Genomic DNA, 14,934 nt, shown 5'->3' with positions numbered 1-14,934 from the left:
GCCTTCCCGGTTGGTCAATCGCGAATGAAATGCGGCTTGAACCGCGACAGGTCCTGCGTGATGCGCGCGCGATCCTCGCGCAGGCCGATGCCGGCACAGGTCTCGCCCACGATCCAGGCGCCGACGACGGGGCGGAAGCCATCGAAAACCGGCAGGGGATGATAGGCCTGCACGATGCGCGGGTGATTATCATAGTCGCGGTTCGGCGCGGTTTCCAGCACCGCACCCCATTCCACGATGTCGACGGAGGCGCCTTCGCGCGAAAACACCGGCTTGGTCACATGGCCCTTGCGCAGCGCCTCGGCGGCGCGGCCGAAAGCGGCGGCCACGGGGGCGGCAGGCGCGCCGCACCCTGCCAGCGCATCGGCGACGTCATCGGCAAAGAACGCGGGCAGAAGGTTGGGGTGCCCCTCGAACATCTGCCACAGCACCGGCAGGATACCCTTGTTCGACAGAACCGCCTTCCACGCCGGTTCCAGCAGCAGCGCCCCCGACCCGGCCAGATGCGCGGCATAATCGTCGCGCAGCAGGTCTTCCCACGGGTAGAGCTTGAACAGCGTACCGATCACCCGGTTCTCGTCGTCGAGGAACTGGCCTTCGTCCGACAGGCCGATCTTTTCCAGATCGCAGTAATGCGCGCCCAGACCCGCCTCGCGCGCGGCCCAGCCCATGCATTCGACGGTCGCATAATCCTCGGGGTTGCCGCCCGTGGCGGTGAAATGCAGGTCCGTGCCGGGGGCGAACAGGTCGCGGAACCGTTCCACCAGCGCCTCGTGGATGCCGTTGAACTGATCGTCCCCCGCATCCAGCTGGTCGGCGGCGATCTGGTCTTCCAGCCAGCCCCATTGGAACGACGCGCTTTCGTAAAGCGAGGTCGGCGTGTCGGCGTTGTATTCCAGCAGCTTGGCCGGGCCGGTGCCGTCATAGGCCAGATCGAAGCGGCCATAGATTTCGGGTTCGCCCCGCCGCCAGCTTTCGGCCACCAGATCGCGGCGCCCGGCCGGGATCGCCAGCCGGTCCATCAGTTCCTCGCTCGCCACCACCTGCGCCACCGCCTCGCGGCACATGGCGTGCAGCTCCGTCGCCGGGTCCTCCAGATCGTCCTCGATCTGGCGCAGGGTGAAACGATAGGCGGAACTTTCGTCCCAATAGGGCTCGCCATGCATGTCGGCGAAGGTAAAGCCCAGTTCCTCGGCCTTCTGGCGCCAGTTCGGCCGTTCGGGAAGCGCGATCTTCTGCATGGTCTCCGCCAACTGGAATTCCGCCGCCCCATAGCACGATGCCGCAGGACGGGCCAGCGCGCAGGCCCGCCCTGCGGCATTTCCCCCGCCCCGCCGGGAAGAGGGTGTTGCACAGTTTGGGGGGTACAAATATGTTATATTATATCATAACAGATTCGAGGCCCCCATGCCCACCGACCCCCGCCTGCCCGTCACCGTCCTGTCCGGTTTTCTGGGCGCCGGAAAGACCACGCTTCTCAACCACATCCTCAACAACCGCAGCGGGCTGCGCGTCGCGGTCATCGTCAACGACCTGTCAGAGGTGAACATCGACGCCGACCTGATCCGCGAGGGGGCCGAACTGTCGCGGGCCGAGGAAAAGCTGGTCGAGATGACCAACGGCTGCATCTGCTGCACCCTGCGCGACGACCTGCTGGCAGAGGTGCGGCGGCTCGCCGTTGCGGGGCGGTTCGACTATCTGCTGATCGAATCCACCGGCATCGCCGAACCGCTGCCCGTCGCCGCCACCTTCGACTTCCGCGATGCCGCCGGGGCCAGCCTGTCGGATGTCGCGCGGCTGGACACGATGGTGACGGTGGTGGATGCGGTGAACCTGACGCGGGATTTTTCCAGCCACGATTTCCTGGCCGACCGGGGCGAAAGCCTGGGCGAGGACGACACCCGCCATCTGGTGGACCTGCTGACCGACCAGATCGAATTCGCCGATGTGGTGGTGCTGAACAAGGCCACCGCCGCCGGGCCCGACGGGCTGGCGGCCGCGCGGCGGATCGTGCGGGCGCTGAACGCCGGTGCGCGGATCGTCGAGGCCGATTTCGGCCATGTGGCCCCGGCGGCGATCCTGAACACGGGCCTGTTCGATTTCGACCGCGCCCATGAACATCCCCTCTGGGCGCGGGAACTTTACGGTTTTGCCGACCATGTGCCGGAAACCGAGGAATACGGGATCGCCTCTTTCGTCTATCGCGCGCGGCGGCCATTCCACCCGCAGCGGGTGCATGATGTGCTGAACGGCGACCTGCCCGGGGTGATCCGCGCCAAGGGGCATTTCTGGGTCGCCACCCGGCCCGACTGGGTGGCCGAATTCTCGCTTGCCGGGGCGCTGTCCAGCGTTGCGCCGCTTGGCCGCTGGTGGGCGGGGGTGCCGCTGGACCGCTAGCCCGATCACCCCGAGGCGCTGGCGGAAATCGGCAAGGTCTGGATGGACCCCTGGGGCGACCGGCGGCAGGAACTGGTGTTCATCGGGTTGGGGATGGACCGCGGCGCGATCACCGCGGCGCTGGATGCCGCGCTGGTGGGGGACCGGGGCTTTGCCCCCCGGGCCTGGTCGGGGCTGCCCGATCCCTTCCCGCACTGGGGCAGGGGCTGAGCCGGTGCGGCGCAACCTTGCCACCACCCTGCCCCGGCGGCGGGCGCAGCCGATGGCCGGTTACGACCGCCTGCCCGCCGACCTGCGCGCCTGGCTGGCACAGGCCGCCCTGCCGTGGAGCCCGGCCTCGGCGCTGCGGCTGTGGCGAAAGGGGGATCCGGCCGCCGCGCAGGCGCGGCTGGACGCGGCAGAGGCCCGGTTGCTGGCACGCGACGCGCCCCGGGTCTGGGGCGCGGGCTATCCGGTCACAGGTTTTCCGGCTGCGGCATGCCCAGAACATGATAGCCGCCGTCCACCCGGATGATCTCTCCGGTCGTGAAGGCGCCGTAGTCCGAGGCGAGGTAGACCGCCGTCCCGCCCACCGATTCCAGCGTGGCGTTGGACCGCAGCGGCGCGTTCGCCTCGGTCTGGCGAAAGGTCTTGCGCGCGCCCCCGATGGCGGCGCCGGCCAGCGTCTTCATCGGGCCGGGGCTGATCGCGTTCACGCGGATGCCCTGCGGCCCCAGATCGTTCGCCAGATAGCGCACCGCCGATTCCAGCGCCGCCTTGGCCACGCCCATCACGTTGTAATAGGGCGTCACGCGGTTCGACCCCTGATAGGTCATCGTCATTAGGCTGCCGCCATCCGGCATCAGTTCCGATGCGCGCCGCGCCACGTCGATGAAGCTGAAACAGGAAATGCACAGCGAGGTCTTGAAGTTCTCGCGGCTGGTGTTGATGAACCGGCCCGAAAGTTCGTTCTTGTCGGAATAGGCGATGGCGTGGACAAGGAAATCCATCTTGCCCCATTGCGCCTTGATACGGCCAAAGGCCGCATCCAGCGAGGCGTCGTCCATCACGTCCACATCCACCAGGAAATCGGACCCGAGGCTTTGCGCCAGCGGTTCGACCCGCTTGCCGAACGCCTCGCCCTGATAGGAAAACGCAAGCTCCGCCCCTTCGGCATGCATCGCCTTGGCGATGCCCCAGGCGATCGAACGGTCGTTCGCGACGCCCATGACCAGCCCGCGTTTGCCCTGCATCAGTCCGGCCATGCGATCACCCGTTGTATTTGCTGAGGACCAGCGTGGCATTGGTGCCGCCGAAGCCGAAGCTGTTGGACAGCACAGAGTCGAACTCCACCCCCTCGCGCAGGGTGGTGGCGATTTCTTCCGGCTTCAGTTCGGGGTCGAGCTGGGTCACGTTGGCCGAGGCGGCGATGAACCCGCCCTGCATCATCAACAGCGAATAGATCGCCTCGTGCACCCCGGTCGCGCCGAGGCTGTGCCCGGTCAGCGACTTGGTGGAACTGATCGGCGGCACGGCATCTTCGCCAAAGACGCGGCGGACGGCCTGCACCTCGGTCACGTCGCCCGCGGGGGTCGAGGTGCCGTGGGCGTTGATATAGCTGATCTTGCGCCCCTGGGGCAGGGTGGCCAGCGCCAGCCGCATCGACCGTTCGCCCCCCTCGCCCGAGGGCGCCACCATGTCGTGGCCGTCCGAGGTCGCGCCATAGCCCGTCACCTCGGCATAGATCTTGGCGCCGCGGGCAAGGGCGTGGTTCAATTCTTCCAGCACCACCACGCCGCCGCCGCCGGCGATGACGAACCCGTCGCGGGTGGCGTCGAAGGGGCGGCTCGCCGTCGCGGGGGTGTCGTTGTACTTGGACGACATCGCCCCCATCGCGTCGAACAGGCACGAAAGCGTCCAGTCCAGTTCCTCGCCCCCGCCGGCGAACACGATGTCCTGCTTGCCCATCTGGATCTGTTCCACCCCGTTGCCGATGCAATGGGCAGAGGTCGAACAGGCCGAGGTGATCGAATAGTTCACGCCCTTGATGCGGAAGGGCGTGGCAAGGCAGGCCGAATTGGTGGACGACATGCAGCGCGTCACCATGAAGGGGCCCATGCGCTTGGGCGCGCCCTTTTCGATCACGATCTGATGCGCCAGGAAGAAGTTCGAGGTCGAGGGCCCGCCCGACCCCACGATCAGCCCGGTGCGTTCGTTCGACACGTCGCCGGGTTCCAGCCCGCTGTCGGCGATGGCCTGTTCCATGGCGAGGAAGTTGTAGGCCGCGCCCGGCCCCATGAAGCGCATGTTGCGCTTGTCGATGTGATCCTCGACCACGATCTGGGGCATGCCGTGGATCTGGCTGCGGAACCCGTGTTCGGCGTATTCGGGGGCAAAGACGATCCCCGACCGCCCGGCACGCAGGCTCGCTTCGACCTCGGCGGCGTTGTTGCCGATGGGCGACACGATCCCAAGCCCGGTGATGACGACGCGGCGCATGGTGGTGGCCTCCTTGAATCCTTCGGTCAGCTCTCGGAAAGAGCGACCTTCATGTCCTTGACCTGATAGATCACGTCGCCATCGGCCTCCACAACCCCGTCGGCGACACCCATGGTCAGGCGGCGGGTCTGCACGGCCTTGGTGAAATCGACCCGGTAGGTCAGCAGCTTGCGGTCCGGGCGGACCATGCCGGTCAGCTTGACCTCGCCCACGCCGAGCGCATAGCCCCGCCCCTGCCAGCCGCGCCAGCCGAGGTTGAAGCCGGTCAATTGCCACAGCCCGTCAAGGCCGAGGCAGCCGGGCATGATCGGGTTGCCGGGGAAATGGCAGGCGAAGAACCACAGGTCCGGCGTGATGTCGAATTCGGCGACGACATGGCCCTTGCCATGCGCGCCGCCATCGGCCGAAATGTCGGTGATGCGGTCCATCATCAGCATCGGCGGCGCCGGAAGCTGGGCATTGCCCGGGCCGAACAGTTCGCCGCGGGCGCATTTCAACAGGTCTTCCTTGCCAAAGCTTGTCGGGTATCCAGGCACGTTGCCCCTGACCTTTCTGCACGATGCTTCCGATCCTCTAGCATCGCGCTTGGCAGAGTGGCAAGGGCGGTGGGCATGGCGGCGCCTGCGTCGGAACCCCGCAATGGGGAATGCGCAACAGCCGTGCATTCCTGCGGATTTGGAATTGAAATCGTGCCAAGGCAGGACTTATATTCATTCCATGTCACATGATGTTCCTCAGATCGACGATCGGGCGACCACGCGCGGGGCGCAATGGCTGGGGCAGGCCGGGCTGCGGCCCACCCGCCAGCGGCTGGCGCTGGCGACGTTGCTGGTGGGCGACGGCAACGACCGCCATGTGACCGCCGAAAGCCTGTTCGCCGCCAGCCAGGCCGCGGGCGAAAAGGTATCGCTCGCCACCGTCTACAACACCCTGCGCGCCTTCTGCGACGCGGGGCTGATGCACGAGGTGACGGTCGATGGCGCGCGCAGCTATTTCGACACGCGAATCGACGAACACCCGCATTTCTTCTGGGAAGACAGCGCCACGCTGACCGATGCGCCGGGCGAGGCGTTGCAGATCGTCGGCCTGCCCCCCGCCCCGCAGGGGGCAGAGATCGCGCGCGTCGATGTGGTGATCCGGCTGCGGCGCAGCGCCTGAGCCTCTTTCCTGTTTCCTGCGGACCCGCGCTGTGCAAGGGTCAAGTCGTGCGCGACGAGGAAACGCCGATGCCTGCTGCCGTCCGTTCGACCCCCGCTGTCCGCCGCGCCCCGCACGCGGAGGATGGCGCGGGGCGCGGCACGGCCCCGGCGCGGTCGCCGATCCCCCCTGCCTCCCCCTCTGCCTCTGACAGCCGGAGCACGCCAGACCACCATGACCGTACAGTATTTCACAGCCTCGGACGGGGCGCGTATCGCCTTTCGTGACAGCGGGGGCGCGGGCCGGGCGCTTCTGTGCCTGTCGGGGCTGACCCGCAACGGCACGGATTTCGACTACCTCGCCCCCCATCTGCCGCCGGGCTGGCGCGTGATCCGCATGGACTACCGCGGCCGCGGCGCATCCGAATGGACCGGCCCCGACAGCTATACCGTCCCGCGCGAGGGGCGCGATGCGGTCGAGTTGCTGGACCATCTGGGCCTGATGCGGGCGGCGGTTCTGGGTGCGTCGCGCGGGGGGCTGATCGCGATGATGCTGGCGGCGGTGGCGCATGGGCGGCTTCTGGGGATATGCCTCAACGATGTCGGCCCGGTGATCGAGACCGACGCGCTGGCGCGGATCCAGGACTATCTGGGCCGCAACCCCGCCGCCCGCACGCATGAGGATGCGGCGCGGGCGCTGGCCGCAACCCTGCCGGGGTTCGAGGGCGTGCCCCCCGCCCGCTGGCTGGAAGAGGCGCAGCGGCACTACGTGCTGACCGGAAGCGGGCTGCGCATCGACTACGACCCCCGCCTGCGCGAGGCGTTCGCGGCCGCCTTCACCGGCCCGCCCGCCGACCTGTGGCCCCTGTTCGACGCCTGCGCGGGGCTGCCGCTGGCGCTGATCCGGGGGGCGAATTCGGATCTGCTGACCCGCGCCACGGCGGACGAGATGGCACGCCGGCGGCCCGACATGATCCGGGCGGATGTACCGGGGCGCGGGCATATCCCGTTTCTGGACGAACCCGAAAGCCTGGCCGCGATCCATGCCTGGCTGGCCCGGTGCGCGGCGGGCTGACATTCGCACCATCCACCGTTCGGGCCGGGCGGGAACAGGAAACGCACCGCGTTTCCCCGCCCGTCGCGCGGCGGTGCCATCAGGGGCGGTGATGCTGGAAGAAATGGATAGGCCAGCGCCTGCCCCGGCGGGCGAGAAGCGCCCGCCATGGGCGGGGCGGGCGCTGGCCGGGGGCTTTGGGCCCCCGGCCGGGGCAGCGGCACCCTTATCCCATGGCGAAGGCACGCGCCTTCGCCAGACAGAGCGCGCGAGGTCGAATAGCGCCCCCCCGTTCAGCCGAGCGCGTAGCCCGCGCCGCGCACCGTGCGCACGGGATCGTCTCCGCCTTCCTTCATCAGCGCCTTGCGCAGGCGGCCAATATGCACGTCCACGGTGCGGGTATCGACATAGATGTCGCGGCCCCAGACCCGGTCCAGCAGCTGTTCGCGGCTCCAGACCCGGCCCGGTTTTTCCATCAGCGTGGACAGCAGGCGGAATTCGGTCGGGCCGAGGCTGACGGTCTTGCCCGCGCGGTAGACGCGGTGTTCGCCCGCATCCAGCAGGATGTCGTCGAAGATCAGCCTTTCGCCAAGCGCCGCCGGGCGGGTGCGGCGCAGTTGCGTGCGCAGCCGCGCCATCAGTTCGGCCACCGAATAGGGCTTGACCACATAGTCGTCGGCCCCGGTTTCCAGGCCGCGCACGCGGTCCAGTTCCTCGGACCGCGCCGACAGCATGATGACCGGGATCGGCCGGGTCTCGGGGCGGGCCTTGACCTGCCGGCAGACCTCGATGCCCGAGACATTGGGCAACATCCAGTCCAGCAGGATCAGGTCGGGCGCCTCTTCCTGGATCAGCAGCAGCGCCTCGTCGCCGGTCACGGCGGTGATGACCTCGAACCCTTCGGCCTCGAGGTTGTAGGTCAGGACCTCGCGCTGTGCGCTTTCGTCCTCGACCAGAAGCACGCGGGGTTGCCGTTGTACCTGCATGGCGGGCCTCAGTCGTTCACCGAGGCGACGAAGGGCGTCTGGTCGCCCTTGGGCCGCGGGTCGTCGGGCAACTGGCCGGTGACGAGGTAGATCACCTGTTCGGCGATGCCGGTGGCGTGGTCGCCCATGCGTTCCACGTTCTTGGCGATGAAATGCAGGTGCATGCAGACGGTGATGTTGCGCGGATCTTCCAGCATGTGGGTCAGCAACACGCGGAAAAGCGCGTTGTAGACCTGATCCACCTCCTGGTCGCGCTGGCGCACGTCCTCGGCCAGCGCCACGTCGCGGCGCACATAGGCGTCGAGCGCGTCCTTCAGCATCTGTTCCACCAGCTTGGACATCCGCCGCACGGTGCCCGCCGTGCCCTCCATCGGGCGCATCTGGGCCAGCACGGTGGACCGCTTGGCGATGTTCTTGGCATAATCGCCCATCCGTTCCAGCGCCCCCGCGACCTTCAGCACCGTCAGCGCGGTGCGCAGGTCGCTGGCGGCGGGCGCGCGCATCGCGATCAGGCGGGCGCATTCCTCGTTCACCTGCACCTCCAGCGCGTCGATGGCCTTGTCGCCGGCGACCAGCTTGTGCGCCAGTTCCTCGTCCCGCGTTTCCAGCGCCTGCGCGGCGTCGAGCGTCGCCGCCTCGACCAGCCCGCCCATCTTCATGATGAGCGCCTGGATCGCCTCGAGGTCGCGGTCGAAGGCGGATGCGATATGCTGCTGGGTCATTGTCCCCTCTCCGTCAGCCGATGCGGCCGGTGATGTAGCTTTCGGTCCGCTGGTCGTGCGGATTGGTGAAGATCTGGCCCGTCTCGCCGTATTCCACCAGATTGCCCAGGTGGAAGAAGGCCGTGCGCTGGCTGACACGCGCCGCCTGCTGCATCGAGTGGGTGACGATCACCACCGAAAAGGCGCTGCGCAGTTCGTCGATCAGTTCTTCCACCTGCGCCGTCGCGATCGGGTCGAGCGCCGAACAGGGCTCGTCCATCAACAGGACCTCGGGGTTGGTGGCGACGGCGCGCGCGATGCACAGCCGTTGTTGCTGGCCGCCCGACAGGCCGGTGCCGGGGGCGGCGAGGCGGTCCTTGACCTCGTTCCACAGCGCGGCGCGGCGCAGGGATTTTTCCACGATCTCGTCCAGTTCGGCGCGTGACCGCGTCAGCCCGTGGATGCGCGGCCCATAGGCCACGTTGTCGTAGATCGACTTGGGGAAGGGGTTTGGCTTCTGGAACACCATCCCCACCCGCGCGCGCAACTGCACCGGGTCGACCTTGGGATCGTAGATGTCCTCGTCGTCCAGCGTGATGCGCCCCTCGACCCGGCAGGAATCGATGGTGTCGTTCATCCGGTTCAGACAGCGCAGGAAGGTGGACTTGCCGCAGCCCGAGGGGCCGATGAAGGCCGTCACGGTCTGGTCGAGGATGTCCACGTCCACGTCCTTGATCGCATGGGACTGCCCGTAGAACACCTGCACCTTGCGGGCGGCGATCTTCACTGCCTTCGTGTCCACGTTCCTCTCCACGATTCGCATATCGTTCATTTCGGCACCTCTACCAGCGGCGTTCAAAGCGACGGCGCAGGATGATCGCCACCGCGTTCAGCACGAGCAGGAACAGCAGCAGCACGATGATCGCACCCGAGGCGCGTTCGAAAAAGCCCGGATCGCCGCGCTGCGTCCAGTTGTAGACCTGCACCGGCAGGGCCGAGGCGGGATCGAACAGCCCCTCCGGCGGGGCGGCGGGATAGTCGCGCACAAAGGCCACCATCCCGATCAGCAACAGCGGCGCGGTTTCGCCAAGCGCCTGCGCCAGCCCGATGATGACCCCGGTCAGGATGCCGGGCGCAGCCAGCGGCAGCACATGGTGGAACACCGATTGCAGTTTGGACGCCCCGATGCCGAGCGCCGCATCGCGGATCGACGGCGGCACCGCCTTGAGCGCGGCGCGGGTCGAGATGATGATGGTCGGCAGCGTCATCAGCGTCAGCACCAGCCCGCCGACGATGGGCGCCGATTGCGGCAACCCGGCGAAGTTGATGAAGATCGCAAGGCCCAGGATCCCGAACACGATCGAGGGGACCGCGGCAAGGTTGGCGATGTTCACCTCGATCAGGTCGGTCAGCCGGTTTCTGGGCGCGAATTCCTCCAGATAGATCGAGGCCGCGACGCCAAGCGGCAGCGCCAGCACCAGCACCACCAGCATCATGTAAAGCGACCCCAGGATCGCCACGCCAAGCCCCGCGGCCTCCGGCCGCTGGTCGGAAGCGTCGGGCGCGGTGATGAAGGCGGCGTTGAAGCGCAGCCCCAACATCCCCGCCGCCGCCAGCCGGTCGGCCAGCACCAGTTGTCCGGGCTTGATGTTCGACACGCGCTCGGCCGAGTCCATCGTCACCCGGCCCTTGAAATAGCCGTCGACCCGGCCATGGGCCAGAACCGAAACCTCGATGGTCCTGCCGATCAGCGCGGGGTCGGCCAGCACGCGGTTGCGCAGTTGCGCCGCCGCCTCTGCCGACAGCAGGCCCGCGACATCCTTGTCGGACAGCCCGTCGGTGGCGATACCGCGGTCGGCGATCGCCTTGCGCAGCGCATCGGCCAGCAGGTTGCCATAGGTCAGCGTGGTGGCTTTCTGCAACTCCGCCCGGTCGCGGGTGCCGGATTTGTCCAGCCGCGCTTCGGCCAGTTCCACCGGAAAGCTCAGATAGGTCTGGCGGAAGGCGGGCAGACCGCCGGAAAGGATCGAGATCAGCAGCGCCGCCAGCGCCGCCAGCGACAGGCCGACCGCGATCAGGCCATAGATGCGGAACCGCGCCTCGGCGGCGTTGCGGCGGCGCACGCGCGGGTCGGGAACCAGCAGCGACTTGCGCGCCGGCGCGGGCATGGGGGCGGCGGCGGCCGCGGCGGGGGTGCCGGTTGCGTCGGTCATTCGTACTGCTCCCGGTATTTGCGCACGATATACAGCGCGAGCACGTTGAGCCCCAGTGTGATCACGAACAGCGTCAGGCCGAGCGCGAAGGCCACCAGCGTTTCGGCGGATGCGAATTCGGTGTCCCCGGTCAGCTGGCTGACGATCTTGACGGTAACGGTGGTCATCGCCTCGAACGGGTTGAGGTCGAGCTTGGCCGCCGCCCCCGCGCCCATGACGACGATCATGGTTTCCCCGATGGCGCGGCTCGCGGCCAGCAGGATCGCCCCCACCACGCCGGGCAGCGCCGCGGGCAACACCACCTGCCGGATCGTTTCCGACGGCGTGGCGCCGAGGCCGAGCGAGCCGTCGCGCAGCGACTGCGGCACGGCGTTGATGATGTCGTCCGACAGGGACGAGACGAAGGGGATGATCATGATCCCCATCACGATCCCCGCCGTCATCACCGAGGACGAACTGTTCCCCAGTCCCAACGGCTGCGCGAACCAGTCCCGCAGCATCGGCCCCACCGTCACCAGCGCGAAAAGGCCGTAGACGATGGTGGGGATGCCCGCGAGGATCTCGATCAGCGGCTTGGCGACGGTGCGCACGCGGCGCGAGGCATATTCCGAAAGATAGATCGCGGCCATGAGGCCGATGGGCACCGCCACCAGCAGCGCGATGAAAGAGATGTACAGCGTCCCCCACAGCAGCGGCAGGATGCCCAGATCCGACCCGCCGCGGAACTGCGGGTTCCAGACCGTGCCGAAGAAGAAATCCAGCGCCGGATAGCGTTCGAAGAAGTTCAGCGTCTCGAACACCAGCGACAGCACGATCCCCACCGTGGTCAGCACCGCCACCAGCGAGGCCAGAACCAGCAGGGCCATCACGAACCGTTCATAGACGTTGCGGGCGCGATAGTCGGCCCGGATCCGGCTCAGCGACACGGCAAGCCCCGCCAGCGCCAGCGCCAGAACCGCGACGGTCATCGCGTTGCGGCCGGTTTGCGACAGGGCGCGATGGTCCTTGGCGGCCTCGAACACCTCGGGGCGGACCTCGGCGCCAAGCGCCACGCCCACCTGCGCCAGCAGGGCGCGCACGTCGGTCTGCCCGGCGTTCAGGGCGCCCACCTGCGTTTCCGTCATCCGGCCCGCGGCGACGACCCGGCCGATGCCGTCCGACACCCGCCGCACATCGGCCATCAGCAGCGTCTGCGACGCCCCCGGCGGCAGATCCGCCTGCGCCAGCCCCGCCGACACCCGCGCATCCACCAGCAGCGGCTGCACCAGCAGCCAGGCGAACATCAGCAGCAGCGCCGGCACCACGGTGAACAGCAGCGCCGACTGGCCATGGTAGCGCGGCAACGAATGCAGGCGGCGCGAATCGCCCCCCGCCGCCGCCAGCGACCGCCGCCGCCCCAAGAAGAAGCCGAGCGCGCCAAGGCCCAGCAAGACAAGAATGATCAGCCCGGCACTCATCTGCGATCCATGTGGTGGGGCGAAAGGGGAAGGGGCGCCGCAAGGGCGCCCCCGTCGATCAGTTCAGCGGCCCCATCGGGGTCTCGTCGGCAACCATTTGCTGGGTCGCCGCCAGTTCCGGGTCCGACACCAGCCCATAGGCCGCCAGCGGGCCTTCCGGCCCGGCCATGTCGTCGGACACGAAGAACTCGATATATTCCTTCAGGCCCGGGATCACGCCCAGATGCGCCTTCTTGACGTAGAAGTAGAGCGGCCGCGACACCGGATAGTCGCCCGAGGCCACCGCCTCGACCGAGGGCATCACGCCGTCGATGGTGGCGACGCGCAGCTTGTCGGTGTTGTTCTGGTAGAACGACAGGCCGAACACGCCGATGCCGTTCTTGTTCGCCTCGATCCGCGCCAGCGTTTCGGTATAGTCGCCGTCGATGTCGACCGAGACGCCGTCCGTGCGCAGTTGCAGGCAGGATTTCACCGCGGCGGATTTCTTCGCCTTGTCGTCGCCCTCTGCCGCCGCCAGGAACAGGTCATAGGCGCCGCTGTCCTTGCAGCCTTCCTCGATCACCTTCACGTCGAACACTTCGCGGGTGCCGTGCTTGGTGCCGGGGATGAAGGCCAGGATGTCCTGCGCCGGCAGGGCGGGGTTCACGTCGGCCCAGGTTTTCGCGGTATTGGCGGCGATGGCGCCGTCTTTCGCCACGTTCGCGGCCAGCGCGCCGAACCAGTCGGCGGGGGTGAAGGCGAATTCCGGCCCGTTGATGTCGCTGGCAAAGACGATGCCGTCATAGCCGAAGCGGACTTCCATGATCTCGGTCACGCCGTTTTGGGCGCACAGGTCGATGTCCGACTGGGTGATGCGCGAGGACGAATTGGCGATGTCCACCGTGTTTTCGCCCACGCCTTCGCACATCTTCTTGCGCCCGGCGCCCGAGCCGCCCGATTCCACCACCGGGGTGGGGAAGTCGAAGTTTTCGCCGAAAGCCTCGGCCACGATGGTGGCATAGGGCAGCACGGTCGAGGAACCCGCCGACTGGATATTGTCGCGCGCCGCGGCGGCGGTTGCCGACACCGCGGCAATGGCCAGCGCCGAGGCGGTCAGTTTCACGAGGGACATGGATCACTCCTGTATCTGGTCAGGGCCCGGGTGTGGGTGTGGGCCTCGGCAGCCGCTCTAACAAGCGCGCATGACGGTAGTGCTACATCAATGTAACATGTGAATGACAATGCACCGCCTTCCGCTGCGCCGCGGCATATTCCCCGATTGACGCGCAGGGGGCGGCGGCGGACAAAAGGCCCGACACATCCAACCCCGGAGGAAACACAATGTCCGAGATCGTCATCCTGTCCGGCGCGCGTACCGCCATCGGCACCTTCGGGGGGGCGCTGGCCTCGGTTCCGCCGGTGGATCTGGCGACGGTGCCCGCCAAGGCCGCACTGGAACGCGCGGGCATCGAGCCCGGCCAGATCGGCCATGTGGTGTTCGGCACCGTGGTGGCGACCGAACCGCGCGACATGTACCTCAGCCGCGTCGCCGCGATCCAGGCGGGTATCCCGGATGCGGTGCCGGCGATGAACGTCAACCGGCTGTGCGGGTCGGGCGCGCAGGCGATCGTGTCGGCGGCGCAGGCGCTGATGCTGGGGGATGCCGATTTCGCGCTGGCGGGCGGGGCAGAGGTGATGAGCCGCGCGCCCTATCTGCTGCCGACCGCGCGGTGGGGCCAGAAGATGGGCGACACCAAGGCGGTCGACATGCTGACGGCCACGCTGTCCTGCCCCTTCGGCACCGGGCATATGGGAGTGACGGCGGAAAACGTGGCCGCCCAGTGTTCCATCAGCCGAGAGGCGCAGGACGCCTTCGCGCTGGAAAGCCAGACCCGCGCGGCGCGCGCCATCGCGGAAGGACGGTTCGAAAGCCAGATCGTCCCGGTGGAAATCGCCGGCCGCAAGGGCACCGTGGAATTCAAGGTGGACGAACATCCCAAGGCCACCAGCGCCGAGGCGCTGGCCGGTCTCAAGCCCGTGTTCCAGAAGGGCGGCACCGTGACCGCGGGCAATGCCAGCGGCATCAACGACGGCGCGGCGGCGCTGGTTCTGGCGCGGGCGGATGCGGCGGCGAAGGCCGGGCTGCAACCGCGCGCGCGGATCCTCGGCTATGCCCATGCCGGGGTGGACCCGCGGGTGATGGGTCTCGGCCCGATCCCGGCGGTCAAGAACCTTCTGGCGCGCACGGGGCTGAAACTCGCCGATTTCGACGTGATCGAATCGAACGAGGCTTTCGCCGCGCAGGCGCTGGCGGTCAGCGACGATCTGGGCCTCGACCCGGCGAAGGTGAACCCGAACGGCGGCGCCATCGCGCTTGGCCATCCGGTGGGGGCCACGGGGGCGATCATCACCGTCAAGGCGATGTACGAACTGGAACGGATCGGGGGCAGCCGCGCGCTGATCACCATGTGCATCGGCGGCGGTCAGGGCATCGCGCTGGCGATCGAGCGGGTGTGACATCGCCAGACGGGGG

14 protein-coding genes and 1 pseudogene are annotated in these 14,934 nt (G+C 67.9%); 5 read left to right on the top strand and 10 right to left on the bottom strand.

The genetic code is table 11. The features are described from left to right. Positions 1–14: 14 nt before the first annotated feature. Complete coding sequence (locus RGD00_RS09160; RefSeq protein WP_310457132.1) at positions 15–1,241, bottom strand: glutathionylspermidine synthase family protein; 1,227 nt, start codon at positions 1,239–1,241, stop codon at positions 15–17. Positions 1,242–1,407: 166 nt separating this feature from the next. Between RGD00_RS09160 and RGD00_RS09155 the strand changes: the two are divergent. Both RGD00_RS09155 and RGD00_RS09150 read left to right on the top strand, forming a co-directional pair. Next, positions 1,408–2,607, top strand: a pseudogene (locus tag RGD00_RS09155) (GTP-binding protein). Between the two features lie 4 nt (positions 2,608–2,611). Next, positions 2,612–2,911: a DUF6525 family protein gene (locus RGD00_RS09150; protein WP_310457017.1), complete on the top strand. Its 300-nt coding sequence runs from the start codon at positions 2,612–2,614 to the stop codon at positions 2,909–2,911. On the opposite strand, the gene RGD00_RS09145 is transcribed toward RGD00_RS09150, so the two are convergent. From RGD00_RS09145 to fabA, 3 genes are read right to left on the bottom strand one after another with little or no spacing between them, the layout of a single operon-like run. Next, a complete protein-coding gene (locus RGD00_RS09145; RefSeq protein ID WP_310457016.1) occupies positions 2,853–3,641 on the bottom strand; it encodes an enoyl-ACP reductase FabI in 789 nt (262 codons plus the stop codon). The genes RGD00_RS09150 and RGD00_RS09145 overlap by 59 nt on opposite strands. 4 nt (positions 3,642–3,645) lie before the next feature. Beyond that, positions 3,646–4,875, bottom strand: coding sequence for a beta-ketoacyl-ACP synthase I (gene fabB / locus RGD00_RS09140; RefSeq protein ID WP_310457015.1), 1,230 nt, complete (start codon positions 4,873–4,875; stop codon positions 3,646–3,648). A gap of 26 nt (positions 4,876–4,901) precedes the next feature. Continuing rightward, positions 4,902–5,411: a bifunctional 3-hydroxydecanoyl-ACP dehydratase/trans-2-decenoyl-ACP isomerase gene (gene fabA / locus RGD00_RS09135; RefSeq protein WP_310457014.1), complete on the bottom strand. Its 510-nt coding sequence runs from the start codon at positions 5,409–5,411 to the stop codon at positions 4,902–4,904. Positions 5,412–5,592: 181 nt separating this feature from the next. On the opposite strand from fabA, the gene irrA reads away from it, so the two are divergent. Both irrA and RGD00_RS09125 read left to right on the top strand, forming a co-directional pair. After that, the gene (gene irrA / locus RGD00_RS09130; protein ID WP_310457013.1) at positions 5,593–6,033 is read left to right on the top strand and encodes an iron response transcriptional regulator IrrA; all 441 of its coding nucleotides are present in this window, start codon (positions 5,593–5,595) and stop codon (positions 6,031–6,033) included. 213 nt (positions 6,034–6,246) lie between these two features. Further along, on the top strand, positions 6,247–7,086 hold the full coding sequence (locus tag RGD00_RS09125; protein ID WP_310457012.1) for an alpha/beta fold hydrolase: 840 nt from the start codon (positions 6,247–6,249) through the stop codon (positions 7,084–7,086). 272 nt (positions 7,087–7,358) lie between these two features. Here RGD00_RS09125 and phoB read toward each other — a convergent pair whose 3' ends face one another. From phoB to RGD00_RS09095, 6 genes are read right to left on the bottom strand one after another with little or no spacing between them, the layout of a single operon-like run. Further along, positions 7,359–8,051 carry a phosphate regulon transcriptional regulator PhoB gene (gene phoB, locus RGD00_RS09120; RefSeq protein WP_310457011.1) on the bottom strand — a complete coding sequence of 231 codons (693 nt, stop codon included), beginning with the start codon at positions 8,049–8,051 and terminating at the stop codon, positions 7,359–7,361. A gap of 8 nt (positions 8,052–8,059) precedes the next feature. Next, the gene (phoU, locus tag RGD00_RS09115) at positions 8,060–8,773 is read right to left on the bottom strand and encodes a phosphate signaling complex protein PhoU (RefSeq protein WP_310457010.1); all 714 of its coding nucleotides are present in this window, start codon (positions 8,771–8,773) and stop codon (positions 8,060–8,062) included. Between the two features lie 13 nt (positions 8,774–8,786). Further along, entirely contained in the window at positions 8,787–9,584 is a 798-nt protein-coding gene (pstB, locus tag RGD00_RS09110; RefSeq protein ID WP_310457009.1) for a phosphate ABC transporter ATP-binding protein PstB, read from the bottom strand. A gap of 10 nt (positions 9,585–9,594) precedes the next feature. Then, a complete protein-coding gene (gene pstA, locus RGD00_RS09105) occupies positions 9,595–10,965 on the bottom strand; it encodes a phosphate ABC transporter permease PstA (RefSeq protein WP_425603398.1) in 1,371 nt (456 codons plus the stop codon). After that, positions 10,962–12,422 carry a phosphate ABC transporter permease subunit PstC gene (gene pstC / locus RGD00_RS09100; protein WP_310457008.1) on the bottom strand — a complete coding sequence of 487 codons (1,461 nt, stop codon included), beginning with the start codon at positions 12,420–12,422 and terminating at the stop codon, positions 10,962–10,964. The genes pstA and pstC overlap by 4 nt, the downstream gene beginning before the upstream one ends. Positions 12,423–12,480: 58 nt before the next feature. Continuing rightward, complete coding sequence (locus RGD00_RS09095) at positions 12,481–13,533, bottom strand: substrate-binding domain-containing protein (RefSeq protein ID WP_310457007.1); 1,053 nt, start codon at positions 13,531–13,533, stop codon at positions 12,481–12,483. Positions 13,534–13,742: 209 nt separating this feature from the next. On the opposite strand from RGD00_RS09095, the gene RGD00_RS09090 reads away from it, so the two are divergent. Next, positions 13,743–14,918, top strand: coding sequence for an acetyl-CoA C-acyltransferase family protein (locus RGD00_RS09090; RefSeq protein ID WP_310457006.1), 1,176 nt, complete (start codon positions 13,743–13,745; stop codon positions 14,916–14,918). Positions 14,919–14,934: the final 16 nt, after the last annotated feature.

Source organism: Ruixingdingia sedimenti, assembly GCF_031432425.1.
GTDB lineage: Bacteria > Pseudomonadota > Alphaproteobacteria > Rhodobacterales > Rhodobacteraceae > Ruixingdingia > Ruixingdingia sedimenti.
The sequence above is the reverse complement of the archived record's forward strand: the minus strand, read 5'-3'. Positions and strand labels throughout refer to the sequence as shown.

What these genes read in the sequence shown, in the direction of transcription:
- RGD00_RS09160 (WP_310457132.1), bottom strand. Translation starts at nt 1,241, where the DNA reads ATGCAGAAGATCGCGCTTCCCGAACGGCCGAACTGGCGCCAGAAGGCC.
- RGD00_RS09145 (WP_310457016.1), bottom strand. Translation starts at nt 3,641, where the DNA reads ATGGCCGGACTGATGCAGGGCAAACGCGGGCTGGTCATGGGCGTCGCG.
- fabB (WP_310457015.1), bottom strand. Translation starts at nt 4,875, where the DNA reads ATGCGCCGCGTCGTCATCACCGGGCTTGGGATCGTGTCGCCCATCGGC.
- irrA (WP_310457013.1), top strand. Translation starts at nt 5,593, where the DNA reads ATGTCACATGATGTTCCTCAGATCGACGATCGGGCGACCACGCGCGGG.
- RGD00_RS09125 (WP_310457012.1), top strand. Translation starts at nt 6,247, where the DNA reads ATGACCGTACAGTATTTCACAGCCTCGGACGGGGCGCGTATCGCCTTT.
- phoB (WP_310457011.1), bottom strand. Translation starts at nt 8,051, where the DNA reads ATGCAGGTACAACGGCAACCCCGCGTGCTTCTGGTCGAGGACGAAAGC.
- phoU (WP_310457010.1), bottom strand. Translation starts at nt 8,773, where the DNA reads ATGACCCAGCAGCATATCGCATCCGCCTTCGACCGCGACCTCGAGGCG.
- pstB (WP_310457009.1), bottom strand. Translation starts at nt 9,584, where the DNA reads ATGAACGATATGCGAATCGTGGAGAGGAACGTGGACACGAAGGCAGTG.
- pstA (WP_425603398.1), bottom strand. Translation starts at nt 10,965, where the DNA reads ATGACCGACGCAACCGGCACCCCCGCCGCGGCCGCCGCCGCCCCCATG.
- pstC (WP_310457008.1), bottom strand. Translation starts at nt 12,422, where the DNA reads ATGAGTGCCGGGCTGATCATTCTTGTCTTGCTGGGCCTTGGCGCGCTC.
- RGD00_RS09095 (WP_310457007.1), bottom strand. Translation starts at nt 13,533, where the DNA reads ATGTCCCTCGTGAAACTGACCGCCTCGGCGCTGGCCATTGCCGCGGTG.
- RGD00_RS09090 (WP_310457006.1), top strand. Translation starts at nt 13,743, where the DNA reads ATGTCCGAGATCGTCATCCTGTCCGGCGCGCGTACCGCCATCGGCACC.